The sequence below is a fragment of the Pseudomonas sp. KBS0707 genome (assembly GCF_005937945.2).
In the GTDB taxonomy this organism is placed as follows: domain Bacteria; phylum Pseudomonadota; class Gammaproteobacteria; order Pseudomonadales; family Pseudomonadaceae; genus Aquipseudomonas; species Aquipseudomonas amygdali.
The window spans coordinates 3,016,084-3,028,613 of sequence record NZ_CP041754.1; the positions used below are offsets into that span (position 1 = coordinate 3,016,084).

10 protein-coding genes are annotated in these 12,530 nt (G+C 60.5%); 7 read left to right on the plus strand and 3 right to left on the minus strand.

All coding sequences use genetic code 11. From position 1 onward, the window contains the following. Positions 1-15 precede the first annotated feature (15 nt). On the minus strand, positions 16-1,011 hold the full coding sequence (locus tag FFH21_RS14205; protein WP_011168720.1) for an aldo/keto reductase: 996 nt from the start codon (positions 1,009-1,011) through the stop codon (positions 16-18). A 181-nt stretch (positions 1,012-1,192) separates the two neighbouring features. Here FFH21_RS14205 and lexA point away from each other — a divergent pair, with 181 nt between their 5' ends. From lexA to FFH21_RS14230, 5 genes are read left to right on the plus strand one after another with little or no spacing between them, the layout of a single operon-like run. Further along, positions 1,193-1,810 (plus strand): transcriptional repressor LexA, encoded by a 618-nt coding sequence (lexA, locus tag FFH21_RS14210; protein ID WP_004665513.1) that lies wholly within the window; start codon positions 1,193-1,195, stop codon positions 1,808-1,810. Beyond that, the gene (gene imuA / locus FFH21_RS14215; RefSeq protein WP_004665512.1) at positions 1,810-2,430 is read left to right on the plus strand and encodes a translesion DNA synthesis-associated protein ImuA; all 621 of its coding nucleotides are present in this window, start codon (positions 1,810-1,812) and stop codon (positions 2,428-2,430) included. The genes lexA and imuA overlap by 1 nt, the downstream gene beginning before the upstream one ends. Positions 2,431-2,437: 7 nt before the next feature. Continuing rightward, complete coding sequence (locus tag FFH21_RS14220; RefSeq protein WP_004665511.1) at positions 2,438-3,853, plus strand: DNA polymerase Y family protein; 1,416 nt, start codon at positions 2,438-2,440, stop codon at positions 3,851-3,853. Beyond that, positions 3,850-6,945 carry an error-prone DNA polymerase gene (locus FFH21_RS14225; RefSeq protein ID WP_004667591.1) on the plus strand — a complete coding sequence of 1,032 codons (3,096 nt, stop codon included), beginning with the start codon at positions 3,850-3,852 and terminating at the stop codon, positions 6,943-6,945. Before FFH21_RS14220 ends, FFH21_RS14225 begins: the two co-directional genes overlap by 4 nt. 55 nt (positions 6,946-7,000) lie before the next feature. Further along, entirely contained in the window at positions 7,001-7,852 is an 852-nt protein-coding gene (locus FFH21_RS14230; protein WP_004665509.1) for a DUF1989 domain-containing protein, read from the plus strand. 4 nt (positions 7,853-7,856) lie between these two features. Here FFH21_RS14230 and FFH21_RS14235 read toward each other — a convergent pair whose 3' ends face one another. Both FFH21_RS14235 and FFH21_RS14240 read right to left on the minus strand, forming a co-directional pair. Continuing rightward, positions 7,857-8,786 (minus strand): magnesium transporter CorA family protein, encoded by a 930-nt coding sequence (locus FFH21_RS14235; RefSeq protein ID WP_004667592.1) that lies wholly within the window; start codon positions 8,784-8,786, stop codon positions 7,857-7,859. A gap of 4 nt (positions 8,787-8,790) precedes the next feature. Then, positions 8,791-10,377 carry a RimK family alpha-L-glutamate ligase gene (locus tag FFH21_RS14240; RefSeq protein ID WP_004665507.1) on the minus strand — a complete coding sequence of 529 codons (1,587 nt, stop codon included), beginning with the start codon at positions 10,375-10,377 and terminating at the stop codon, positions 8,791-8,793. Positions 10,378-10,470: 93 nt separating this feature from the next. On the opposite strand from FFH21_RS14240, the gene FFH21_RS14245 reads away from it, so the two are divergent. Beyond that, a complete protein-coding gene (locus FFH21_RS14245) occupies positions 10,471-11,631 on the plus strand; it encodes a GNAT family N-acetyltransferase/peptidase C39 family protein (RefSeq protein ID WP_004665506.1) in 1,161 nt (386 codons plus the stop codon). Beyond that, positions 11,628-12,530 (plus strand): polysaccharide deacetylase family protein, encoded by a 903-nt coding sequence (locus FFH21_RS14250; RefSeq protein WP_004667594.1) that lies wholly within the window; start codon positions 11,628-11,630, stop codon positions 12,528-12,530. Before FFH21_RS14245 ends, FFH21_RS14250 begins: the two co-directional genes overlap by 4 nt.

Consider the following 12,530-nt stretch of genomic DNA (forward strand, 5'->3'; position numbering starts at 1 on the left):
GAACCGCAAACGTTTTCAGCCGTTGAGAGACTTCATCGACTCCGGGCTGTAACGCTCGCCTGACACGGCCCCTTGCGCCGGGAAGATCGCATCCAGTTGAGCCAGCTCATCGGTACTCAGTGTCAATGAAGCCGCTGCCACGTTGCTTTCCAGGTACTTGCGCTGTTTGGTGCCCGGGATCGGAATGATGTCGTCGCCTTGAGCAAGTATCCAGGCCAGCGCCAGTTGCGACGCGCTGACGCCTTTGGCCGCAGCCAGTGCCTTGACCTTTTCTACCAGTGCCAGATTGCGTTTGAAGTTTTCACCCTGAAAGCGCGGGCTGAAACGACGATAGTCATCGGCAGCGAAATCGTCCGGCGTGCGCAATGCGCCAGTCAGAAAGCCACGGCCCAGCGGGCTGTAAGCCACGAAAGCAATACCCAGGCGACGGCAAGTGGCGAGCACATTGTCGTGCTCCGGATCGCGTGACCATAACGAATATTCACTTTGCACGGCCGCCAGCGGATGCACGTTGTGGGCTCTTTCGATGGTCGCTGCGCTGGCTTCGCAGATACCTATATGGCGAACCTTCCCAGCCTTGACCAGCTCGGCCATGGCACCGATGGTGTCCTCAATGGGCACATTGGGGTCGACACGGTGCTGATAGTAGAGATCAAGATAATCGGTATTCAGCCGTTTCAGGCTGGCATCGATGGATTGGTGAATGTACGCAGGGCTGCCATTCACGCCACGTGCATGCGGATCGTCGCCACGCACGATGCCGAACTTGCTGGCCAGGTAAATACCTTCGCGTTTGCCTTCAAGAGCCCGGCCGAGCAACGTCTCGTTGGTGTGCGGGCCGTACATGTCCGCTGTATCGAAAAAGGTGACACCCAGCTCCAGTGCGCGGTGCAAGGTGGCGATGGATTCCTTTTCGTCGATGCCGGTGGTGTAGAAGTCCGACATTCCCATGCAGCCCAGCCCGATGGCAGAAACCAGCGGACCGTGGTGACCCAGTTGGCGCGTGATCACAATGAACTCTCCTGATCGTTGAAACAGCCGTCAAGTCTCTACGCTTTGGCTGGCGCAATAAACCGGGAGTTTCTTATTTCACTGTTGTGAAAATCCGAATAATTAACGTCCACGAAGCGCAAGAGCGTGCGGCGTCAATCCGACAAACCGTACTAGTCACAAAATCACCAGTGGAGTACAAATGTACTCCATGAGCACATTATCTCCCCGTCGCAGCGCAATCCTTACCTTCATCCGCGATCGCATCGCGCAGCAAGGGCAATCGCCGAGCCTGGCGGAAATTTCCGAGGCTTTCGGTTTTGCTTCGCGCAGCGTGGCGCGCAAGCACATTATGGCCCTCACTGAAGCCGGTCTGATCGAGGTCGTAGCGCATCAGGCCCGTGGTATTCGCCTGCTCAACAGTGAGCCACGGCCCGAATTGCTCGAAATTCCGGTGTTGGGGCGCGTAGCAGCGGGCGCACCTATCGGGCCGGATCTCGATATTCACACCACATTGCATCTGGATCGCAGCACGTTTACCCGTGTGCCGGACTACCTGCTGCGCGTGCAGGGCGACTCGATGATCGAAGACGGTATCCTCGATGGCGATCTGGTCGGCGTGCACCGTAACCCGCAGGCCAGTGACGGCCAGATCGTCGTTGCCCGCCTGGACGGCGAAGTCACTATCAAGCGCCTGCATCGCAGTGCCGATCAGGTGCGCCTGTTGCCGCGCAACCCGGCCTACGAACCGATCATTGTCACGCCTGATCAGGACTTCGCCATCGAAGGCGTATTCTGCGGGCTGGTCCGGCGCGAATGATGGGCGCGGTGGTCAGCCTTGAAGCCTTGCTGGATGAGCGCAGGGTCTGGAAAGGCCGTCAGCAGGGCGCGCCGCAGGTCAGCCCGCACCCCAGTGGCCATGCGCTGCTCGATAGCGCCTTGCCCACTGGCGGCTGGCCTGCTGCCGCCCTGACTGAAATCCTCATCCCGGCCAATGGCAGTGGGGAATTGCGTCTGCTGTGGCCAAGTCTGGCAAGGTTGTCCGCGATCGGTGAGCGCATTGTGCTGATTGCACCGCCCTACATTCCTTACCCGCAAGCCTGGCTGGCCGCCGGGGTCGATCTGCGCCAACTGGTCGTCATCGAGGCCGGTCCCCGCGATGCCCTGTGGGCTGCCGAACAATGCCTGCGCTCCGGCAGCTGTGGCGCGGTCGTGTGCTGGCCCGGCATGGTCGATGACCGTGCGCTGCGACGTTTGCAGGTCGCTGCCGAAACCGGGCAGACCCTGGCGTTTGCCTGTCGCCCGCAGCAGGCCGCCGCCAATCCGTCACCGGCGGCCCTGCGCATCGCTGTCGATACCCGTCCTGCACAATTGCGGGTGCTCAAGTGCCGTGGCGGGCTTGCGCCGCCTTTCCCCATTCCATTTTCGACCGACGCCTGAGGTTCGTATGCTCTGGGCCTGTGTCTTGCTGCCGCAACTGGCGCTCGACGGCGTCATGCGTCGTCGTAACGATCCCGATGAACCTCTGGCGCTGATCAGCGGCAGTGCTCAACGTCGAGTGTTGCAAGCCGTCAATCCGGCGGCGCGTGCGCTGGGTTTGAAAGCCGGGCAGTCGCTGACGGCCGCTCAGGCGCTGGTGTCGAACTTCTCCACGGTCGAGCATGACCCGGCCGACATTGAGCGCTTGCAGCAACTGCTCGCGGCCTGGGCGTACGGTTTCAGCTCCAATGTCAGCCTCAAGTACCCTCGAGTGCTGCTGATGGAAATCGAGTCCAGCCTCAAGCTGTTCGGCCCCTGGCCGGTATTCGAGGCACGCTTGCGTGAAGAGCTGACCACGCAGGGTTTCCGGCATCGCATCGTGGTCGCGCCCAACCCGATAGCCGCGCGGATGCTGGCCAACCTGCATGACGGGCTGAGCATTGATTGCCCGCAGGCGTTGCGCCGCAGCCTGGAGCATATGCCGCTGGAACGCATCGGTCTGAGCCGTGAAACCGCCACGGCCCTGACACGCATGGGGCTGCGCTCTGTGCGGCAGGTGCTGGCCCTGCCGCGCGATACACTGGCGCGGCGGTTCCCGGCCAGCGTGCTGCAGCATCTCGATACATTGCTTGGCGAACGACCGGTGGCACTGGAGTGCTACACGCCGCCGGACTTCTTCGATGTACGTATTGAGCTGAATTTCGACGTCGAGTCGCATCAGGCCCTGTTGTTTCCGCTCAAGCGGCTGATCGCCGATCTGGCTTTGTTCCTGGCCGGACGCGACAGCGGTGTGCAGCGATTTTTCCTGCATCTGGAGCACGTTGAAGGTCCGGAGACTGTGGTGCCAGTCGGGCTGCTGAGTGCCGAGCGCGATGCGTCGATGCTGTTCGAACTGGCCCGCGGCAGGCTGGAACAAGTGCTGGTGGCGTCGCCGGTACGTGCCGTGCGCTTGCTGGCGCAGGATTTGCCGGATTTTGTCCCGGCGCACCGGCAGTTGTTCGATGAGCGCGTGCAGCAGACCCTGCCTTGGGAGCAACTGCGCGAGCGCCTGCGTGCACGACTGGGTGACGAGTCTGTGAATGGCTTGCGCGCCCAGGCCGATCACCGTCCTGAATGTGCCTGGCAACCACACAGCACAAGCAAACCGGCCTTGCCGGCCAAAGCTTGTATGCGCCCGGGCTGGTTGCTGCGAGAACCCCAGCCGCTGCCACTTCATGCCACGCGCATCGTGGCGGGGCCCGAGCGAATCGAATCAGGCTGGTGGGACGGCGGCGATGTACGCCGCGACTACTATCTGGTCGAAACCTCCAGCGGCCAGCGCGCCTGGGCCTATCGCAGCGTGGGCGAGCAGGGTGAACTGCTGCTGCATGGCTGGTTCGCATGACCAGCGAATACGCCGAGCTGCATTGCCTGTCCAACTTCAGTTTTCAGCGCGGCGCCTCAAGCGCCCGTGAGCTGTTCGAACGTGCCTCGCGCCACGGCTATCAGGCGCTGGCCATCACTGACGAGTGCACGCTGGCCGGTATCGTACGTGCGTGGCAGGCGTCCATCAGCACCGGCCTGCCGTTGATCATCGGCAGCGAAATGCACATCGAGAACGGGCCGAAAGCCGTGCTGCTGGTGGAAAGCCAGACAGGTTATGAGGCGTTGTGCAAATTGATCACGGTGGCACGCCGCAGAGCCAGAAAAGGTGAGTACCGGTTGTTGCGTGAAGATTTTGAGCCTTCGTCGGACGGTTTGCTGGCCATCTGGCTGCCGGACATCGAAGGCGACGCGCAAGCCTGTCTGGCGCATGGACGCTGGTTGCGTGAGCGCTTTGCCGAGCGCCTCTGGCTCGGCGTGGAGTTACATCGCGGCGCTGATGACGAGCAGCGTCTGGCCGACTTGCTGGCGCTGGCGCAATCGTTGGGTATCCCGGCAGTTGCCAGCGGTGATGTGCACATGCACGCGCGCGGTCGGCGTGCCCTGCAGGACACCATGACTGCCATTCGCCATCACACGACCGTGGCCGAAGCAGGGCACCTGTTGTTTGCCAACGGCGAGCGCCATTTACGGCCACTGGATGCGCTTGCCGAGCATTACCCGGACTGGCTGCTGGCCGAATCGGTGCGTATTGCCCGGCGCTGCACGTTTGATCTCAAACAATTGAAATATGAATACCCGCACGAGCTGGTCCCCAAAGGCCAGACACCCACGTCGTGGCTGCGTGAACTGACCGAGCGCGGTGCCCGCAAACGCTGGCCGAACGGGCTGACGCCAGCCACCCGCGCGCAGGTCGAGAAGGAACTGGCCCTGATCACGGAAAAGAAGTTCGACAGCTACTTTCTGACCGTGCATGACATCGTCGAGTTTGCCCGCAGCCAGCACATCCTTTGTCAGGGACGCGGCTCGGCGGCCAACTCGGCAGTGTGTTATGCGCTGGGGATCACCGAGCTGAATCCGGAAAAGAGCAATCTGCTGTTCGAGCGCTTCATCTCCAGAGAGCGCAACGAGCCACCGGACATCGACGTGGATTTCGAGCATGACCGCCGCGAAGAAGTCATTCAGTACATCTTTCGGCGCTATGGCCGGGGCCGCGCCGCGCTGACTGCTGTCGCTAGCACTTATCACGGCTCCGGCGCGATGCGTGACGTGGCCAAGGTGCTGGGCTTGCCGCCAGACCAGATCAATGCCCTGGCCGAAGCCTTCAGCCGCTGGAGCGATTCATTGCCGTCGCCTGAACGCTTACGCGAATACGGCTTCGATGCGGACACGCCGATCCTCAAGCGCGTGCTGGCGCTGACCGGCGAACTGATCGGTTTTCCCCGGCACCTGTCGCAACACCCGGGTGGCTTCGTGATTTCCGAACACCCACTGGAGACCTTGGTGCCGGTGGAGAACGCCGCGATGGCCGACCGCACGATCATTCAGTGGGACAAGGATGATCTGGACCTGGTCGGCCTGTTGAAAGTCGACATACTTGCACTGGGCATGCTCAGCGCTTTGCGCCGCACGTTCGATCTGGTGCATCTGCACCGGGGCAAGCGCTGGACCCTCGCAGACCTGCCGGGCGACGACCGGGAAACCTACGAAATGATCAGCCGCGCCGACACCATCGGCGTGTTCCAGATCGAGTCGCGTGCGCAGATGGCCATGCTGCCGCGCCTCAGACCGGAAAAATTCTACGACCTGGTCATCGAAGTCGCGATTGTCCGGCCGGGGCCGATCCAGGGCGACATGGTTCATCCGTATCTGCGGCGGCGTAATAAAGAGGAAGCCATCACCTATCCGCCTAAACTAAAAAGCGTCTTTGAGCGCACCCTGGGCGTGCCGCTGTTTCAGGAGCAGGTCATGGAAGTGGCGATCATCGCTGCCGGTTACACGCCGGGCGAGGCGGACGAGTTGCGCCGCGCGATGGCTGCGTGGAAACGCCACGGCGGGCTGGAGCCGCATCGCGAACGGCTGCGTACGGGCATGCTGAAAAACGGCTACGAAGCGGATTTTGCCGACCGGATTTTCGAACAGATCAAGGGCTTTGGCAGTTATGGTTTCCCCGAGTCCCACGCCGCCAGTTTCGCCTTGTTGACCTACGCCAGTTGCTGGCTCAAATGCCACGAACCGGCAGCGTTCACCTGTGCGCTGATCAACAGCTGGCCGATGGGGTTTTACAGCCCGGATCAATTGTTACAGGACGCACGTCGCCACCACATTGAAATCCGCCCGGTGGATGTTCGCTACAGCGACTGGGATTGTTCGCTGGAGCCGCTCGATCATCCCGACAGCACGCGCAATCTGGCGATTCGCCTGGGGCTGCGCATGGTGCGTGGTTTTCGCGAGGATGATGCCCGGCGCATCGAAACGGCCCGCTCGAAACGGCTGTTCAGCGATGCCACAGACCTTACCCTGCGTGCCGGTTTGGACGCTCGCGCCGCTGAAGCACTGGCGGATTCCGGGGCCTTGCGTGGCCTGATTGGTCATCGGCACCGGGCGCGCTGGGAAGTGGCAGGGGTGGAAGCCCAGCGACCGTTGTTCAACGACTTGCCCAGCGAAGACACACAGGTAACGCTGCCGCTGCCGACGGTGGCCGAAGACCTGATGGCCGACTACGCCACTCTGGGCACCACCCTCGGTCCGCACCCACTGGCCTTGCTGCGTCGGCAACTGGCTGCCAAACGCTTTCGCAGCTCACAAGACTTGCTGAGCCTGGAAAACGACCGAACCCTCAGCGTGGCGGGGCTGGTCATCGGCCGCCAACGACCGGGCACCGCCAGTGGCGTGACCTTCGTGACGCTGGAAGATGAATTCGGCATGGTCAATGTCGTGGTCTGGCGCGACCTGGCCGAACGTCAGCGCAAGGTGCTGGTGGGCTCGCAATTGCTGCAGGTGTTCGGGAGGCTGGAATCAAAAAGCGGCGTACGGCACCTGATCGCCCAGCGGCTTTATGACCTGACGCCGCTGTTGACCGGACTGGATGTGCGCAGCCGGGACTTCCAGTAATCGGGCCTGTAATTTGCAGTAGCAATCGGTACATCCTGCCAACGAGAAGCCCTGTATGTACAAAGACTACCCAGCCGCTTACCAGGTCAGCAAAGGCGCGGCGCTGCAAGTGGATACGGCCTTTTACGAGCGTATCCGCACGAATGCGCAGCAGCGTACCCTCGTCGAGCAATTCGAAGTGCCGATTCGTACCGGGCGGGCCTGGAAGGTCAAGGCCGGTCAGGTGTTTCGTGTCACCACACCGTTTGGCCCGCAGGTGGGCGATTTCAATGTCTGGAACGCCAACGACCCCCGGGAACGCCTGTGGGCGGCGCGTACGCGTCAGTTGCAGGGCGCGCATGTCAGCACCCATGACCGGCTGTGGTCGAACCTGCCGTTTTTACGGCCGCTGGTCACCATCACCGATGACAGCCTGGCCAGCTACGGGATCGACGAGCATGGTGGCCGCCTGCACGATTTGCTCGGCACGCGCTGTGATCCCTACGTCAACAAGATGCTGACCGGCGCAGACTTTCATCATCACTGCCATTCGAACCTGACCCGCGCAGTGTTACCGCACGGGCTGACCGAATTCGATGTGCATGACGTGTTGAATATCTTCCAGTGCACCGGCCTGAACCATGACGACATGTACTTCATGAAAGCCTGTCCGGCGCAAAAGGGCGATTACCTGGAGTTCTTTGCTGAAATCGACCTGCTGTGCGCCTTGTCGACCTGTCCGGGTGGCGACCTGTCACTGCCGATGTGGGGGCCTGACGCGCAGGACCCGTTAAGCGTTTGCCGTCCGCTGGGCGTCGAAATCTACGATCTCGACGCTGCGTTGCTGGAGGGTTGGCAGTCTCCCGAACGTGCAGCTTATAATGGTCAGCATGGCTTGCAGATTGCCAAGGCTGAATGGGAAAAATAACCGCTCAGGCTGCGCGAGCCATCTTGCGCAGCCCCCAGACCATCACCGCCCCCAGCCCGAGCATGGCCAGAAGCAGTGCCGGGTAGGCCACCCACCAGTGCAGCGGGGCGGTCATCATGCTGAATTCCGACATGCCGCCGATCCCGGCAATCAGGTTCAGGGGCAAAAACACCACATTGATTAGCGTCAGTTTGCGCAGCAGGGTGTTGGTGCTGTTATTGACCAGATTTCCGCGTGCATCCATCAACCCGGCGAACACCGTGGAATAGATCTCCGCCTGTTTGTAGCACTGGTCGTTCTCGATGATCATGTCGTCGATCAGCGCCAGGCTGTCGGCTGCGTATTGCCGGCCTTGCGCATGGTTGCGCAGACGCGTCAGGACCGCACCGTTGCTGTGGATGGCATTGATGTAATACACCAGACTTTCGCTGAGGTTGAACATCTGCAGCAAATGGCGGTTTTCCAGGGAAGAGTTGAATTTCTGCTGCAATTCCCGGGCAACCATCTTGATGACTTTCAAGTGGCCCAGATAGTGATGGATATTGTTGAACAGCAGTTCCAGAAGGATATCCAGCGGCTGGTTCAACGGCCGATGAAGCCCCAGCGCGTTCAAGGGTTGATCGTCATCACAGATCAGCACCAACTGGTCTTGGCTCAGCAGCACGCCAAAGGATGAAACGTCGAACGAGAAGCTGTCCTTGCCCGAATAGTTCTCGGGACGTTTCCAGATAACGAACAACGCATCAGGGTGAAACTCGATGCGCGAAATTTCGTCGGGGTCGAGTGCCGAGGCAACAGCATGCTCATCAAGGTGAAATCGCTCCAGCAATAATCTGCGTTCCCCGGCATCGGGTTTGCTGAACCACAGCACCTGAGCCTTTTGTGGGTCACATGCCAGCAACTGGTTGTTGTCGAGCTTCAGGCCCTGAATCATCGTTTCACCATGCCTGGCCGAGGCGTTTGAGCTCAAGACGGCGTACGAACTCTTCCAGCACCAGGCTGTACAGATCATCCTGCAGATAAGCGTCTTCGATGCCGGCATCCAGATTCGGGTTGTCGTTGACCTCAATCACCACCACTTGATCGCCTGACTGTTTCAGGTCCACGCCATACAACCCGTCACCAATCAGGTTGGCAGTCTTGAGCGCCAGTTCGACCACGGCGCGCGGCGCTTCGTGCACCGCCAGCGTGCGGCATTCGCCAATGACCTCGGCACCGATTGCCTTGTGGTTGTAGATCTGCCAATGCCCTTTGGACATGAAGTACTGGCAGGCGAATATCGGTTTGCGATTGAGAATACCGATGCGCCAGTCGTACTCGGTGTAGAAAAACTCCTGAGCCAGCAACAACACCGAATGCTCGAACAATTGGGCTGTCGCCGTATGCATTTCCTCGGGCGTACTGACTTTGATCACGCCTCTGGAAAAACAGCCATCGGGAATCTTCAATACCAGCGGGAAACCCAGGCGTGTGGCCACGTGTTGCAGTTCTTCCGGGCGGTCCTTGTAGAGGATTTCCGTTCGCGGCATGCCCAGATCATGGCTTTTGAGCAGGTCAGTCAGGTACACCTTGTTGGTGCAGCGCAGGATCGAGGTGGAGTCATCCATGACCACCAGCCCCTCGCTTTCGGCTTTCTTGGCAAAGCGGTAGGTGTGGTTGTCAACGCTGGTGGTTTCGCGAATCAGCAGCGCGTCGTACTCGGCCAGTCGGGCGTAGTCTTTCTTTTCGATCAGCTCGACATCGATGCCCAGGCGCTGGCCGACGCGGATGAAATTGGCCAGCGCCTGAGGGTTGGACGGCGGCAGCTGTTCCTGCGGGTCATGCAGAATCGCCAGGTCGTAGCGGGCCATGCGTCGGGAACTGGGCTGGCGCCAGACGTTGCGGCTGAAGCCTTCCAGCGCCATGGCGAACTCATCCTGCTGATCATCGCGCAGGCGCGGCAGAGCACCGGCCTTGATACCTGCAATGTGCCAATTGTCGCGCTTGCGAAACTCCACCATGAGGATTGGGCAGGGGAAGACTTCAAACAATTGACGGGCGAGATCCTTCAATGGCTCAAGTGTGGTCTGGCCGAAATAAAGTGTCAGGGTAAACCCTTCGGTGTCGTCATAGGGATGATCCTGAAGTGCGGTGTCCAGCAACTTGTCCAGGTCATCGAGGGCCAGGCCGTAGAGTGACTTGCGGGTCAACTCGCTGATGGTCTTTACCGAGGGAATGACATTGTGCTGGCGTGCTTCGGCCAGCAGGGAACAGTAATAACCGTGGCCCAGGTATTTGTAGCTGCGGCACAGGTTTATGACTTGCACACGCTTGCCTGCCGTGGCTTTCAGCGGCTTTTCCAGATAATCCTGGGCGCTGATCAGGTTTTCGCTGGGGAAGTACGATGCCCAGTCTTCAAGCCGTTCGACAATAATCACCAGTTGCCTCTGCGCCGCAAAAAGCGTTGTGGGGTCTGCACGTCTGGTTGTTGCTGAAAGCGCAAGTTGCGCAGATACTTCGTTCATCTTCACCTGTGCCGCTGACATGTGTAATCGATCCGATGGGAAACAAGTCCTTTCTATTAAGCATGTGCTTTTTGAAATGTCCCGTTTCGTTACACAACTTTTACGGCGGTGCAGATGGACTTTATATTTCGCGATGCAGTTGAAACCGATGTCGACGACTTGCTGCTTCTGGAGAACCAGTGCTTTGACGGCGACCGTCTGACCGCGCGCAGCTTTCACTGGATGATTCGCCGCGCCAATGCCAGCCTGATCGTCGCCGAGCAGGTCGGAAAGCTCACCGGCTACGCGCTGGTGCTGTTTCATCGGGGCACCTCGCTGGGACGTTTGTATTCGCTGGCGATTGCCGATGCGGCGCGGGGCAAGGGGCTGGGCGGGCAGTTGTTGCAACGTGCCGAGCAGCAGGCCGTGGGCCGCGACTGCGCTTACCTGCGCCTTGAGGTGCGCCCTGATAACCACGCGGCTATCGGGCTGTACGAACGCAACGGTTACCGGCGCTTCGCTCAGGTCGACGACTATTACCAGGACCATGCCCCGGCGCTGCGTTACGAGAAGCGCATCGTCGAGCATGCCCGACTGGACAGCCGCCCAGTGCCTTACTACCAGCAGACCCTGGAGTTCACCTGTGGTCCTGCCTGCCTGTTGATGGCGATGAAGGCTCTGCATCCTGCGCGTTTGATGGATCGCGCCGAAGAACTGCAGATCTGGCGCGAGGCGACCACGGTGTTCATGACCTCCGGCCACGGTGGATGCAGCCCTCAAGGGCTGTCGCTGGCTGCCCGGCGACGGGGCTTTGCCGTGAAGTTGCTGGTGTCGGTAGCAGGCCCGCTGTTTCTGGGCGGCGTGCGCAGCGACAACAAGAAACAGGTGATTCGCCTGGTTCATGAGCAGTTCTGTCATGAGCTGCGAACCTGCGGTGTAGAGACGCTGCCCAACCGCTCATTGAACCTGCCGCGCTTACTGGCCGAGGGTGGCAAGCCGCTGGTGCTGATCAGCAGCTATCGCCTGACACGCTCCAAGGCACCGCACTGGGTGATGGTCACCGATTGCGACAGCGATTTCGTCTACCTGCACGATCCTGATATTGATCACAGCCTGCATCGCCAGGCCATCGACTGCCAGCATATGCCGGTAAGCCATGCCGACTTCAACCGCATGAGTTGTTTCGGCAGCGATAAACTGCGCGCCGCAGTGATTGTGTTTGCCGCGCCTGTGGATGATCATGCGTGCGCTTCCCAAGCGGCTTCAGCAGCCCGGCCACAGGATCCCGTACATTGATCAAGTCAGCCCTCAAGGCCCTTTGCGCATTGGCCATCGCCGCGAGCCTGTCGGCCTGCATCAGCGCGCCAGTCCCTCTGACGCCAAAAACTGTCGAACAGTTGCGGCAGCAGCCTCCGGTGCGCTTTCTGCTGAGCTTTGATGACGGCCCCAGTGCGTCGACTTTTTACAACCCCAGTATCACCGTACTCGACAGCCTGGCCGACAATCCGTTGCAGCCGAACATCAAGGCCGTGTTCTTCGTGCAGACCGGTGCCACAGGCGCAGGCAACAGTGATCAGGGGCGGGCGATCATGCATCGTCAGCATGCAGAGGGGCATTTGCTCGGCTTTCATACCGCCACGCCGCACCACACCAATCATCGTTCGTTGACCGATGAGGAACTGGAGCAGTCCCTGACCCAGGGCTGCGCCATCATCGCCTCGATTACCGGCGTGCCGACCACGTTGTTGCGCCCGCCGTTCTGGAACTACGACAAGCGCACGTTCAGCGCTTACCAGCGTCACGACCTGCATGTATTACTGACTGACCTGAGCGCCAATGACGGCAAGATCTGGGGCTATAACTTCAGCCTGCGACGCCGTTCCAACATGGTCAGCCAGCTCTCGCAGGTGCGCGAGCGCATTGCCGCAGGAGAGCTGCCTGCGGTGGACGGGGTGATTCCGGTGGTGGTGACCTTTCACGACCTGAACCGCTACACCGCGCGGCATGCGCGGGAGTACCTGCAGATTCTGGTCGACAGTGCCCATCAGACCGGCGTGCGACTTGCCGACAAGCCGTTCTACGACGACAGCGCGCAGTTGCAGCGCGCTGCCCTGGCGCGCACGGTCAAGGACGCGGGGCAGCCTGTAAGGCTACCCGGCGCATGGAACTGGATCTGGGACCACAACGCTCACTGA

Bases quoted from the DNA above. Each gene is read 5' to 3' on its own strand.
- lexA (WP_004665513.1), top strand. From the start codon at position 1,193: ATGTACTCCATGAGCACATTATCTCCCCGTCGCAGCGCAATCCTTACC.
- FFH21_RS14220 (WP_004665511.1), top strand. From the start codon at position 2,438: ATGCTCTGGGCCTGTGTCTTGCTGCCGCAACTGGCGCTCGACGGCGTC.
- FFH21_RS14240 (WP_004665507.1), bottom strand. From the start codon at position 10,377: ATGTCAGCGGCACAGGTGAAGATGAACGAAGTATCTGCGCAACTTGCG.
- FFH21_RS14225 (WP_004667591.1), top strand. From the start codon at position 3,850: ATGACCAGCGAATACGCCGAGCTGCATTGCCTGTCCAACTTCAGTTTT.
- FFH21_RS14235 (WP_004667592.1), bottom strand. From the start codon at position 8,786: ATGATTCAGGGCCTGAAGCTCGACAACAACCAGTTGCTGGCATGTGAC.
- FFH21_RS14230 (WP_004665509.1), top strand. From the start codon at position 7,001: ATGTACAAAGACTACCCAGCCGCTTACCAGGTCAGCAAAGGCGCGGCG.
- imuA (WP_004665512.1), top strand. From the start codon at position 1,810: ATGGGCGCGGTGGTCAGCCTTGAAGCCTTGCTGGATGAGCGCAGGGTC.
- FFH21_RS14245 (WP_004665506.1), top strand. From the start codon at position 10,471: ATGGACTTTATATTTCGCGATGCAGTTGAAACCGATGTCGACGACTTG.